Genomic DNA, 311 nt, shown 5'->3' on the forward strand with positions numbered 1-311 from the left:
TAGTGGCTGGACAGGTCGATGCGACCGTTCGGCGTGCGGTCGAAGTCACGCTCGCCTTCCTCGCGAGCACGGTCCGCGACCATGCCCGACTCGGACTCCTCGGAGCCACTACCCGAGTCGTCGTTGATAGTGGTCGTGGTGGAACTGGCGATGTCCTCGGCGGCCTCGATCTTCTCATCGAGGTCGTCAAGGGTGATCTCGCCGTCTTCGAACTGTTCGAGCAGTTCGTCTTCGTCACCCCACACCGTCGTCATCTCGGTTAGTTCCGCGGCCTTTGCCTCCGCTTCACCGCGCTTGCGCTCACGCAGTTC

1 protein-coding gene is annotated in these 311 nt (G+C 62.7%); it reads right to left on the reverse strand.

Translation table 11 applies throughout. The annotated features are described in order from the left end of the window. Window positions 1-311 (reverse strand): hypothetical protein (locus EXE42_RS17500; protein ID WP_206750779.1); only part of this gene is annotated, 311 nt, incomplete at both ends.

The sequence above is a fragment of the Halorubrum sp. SP3 genome (assembly GCF_005435195.1).
Taxonomy (GTDB): domain Archaea; phylum Halobacteriota; class Halobacteria; order Halobacteriales; family Haloferacaceae; genus Halorubrum; species Halorubrum sodomense.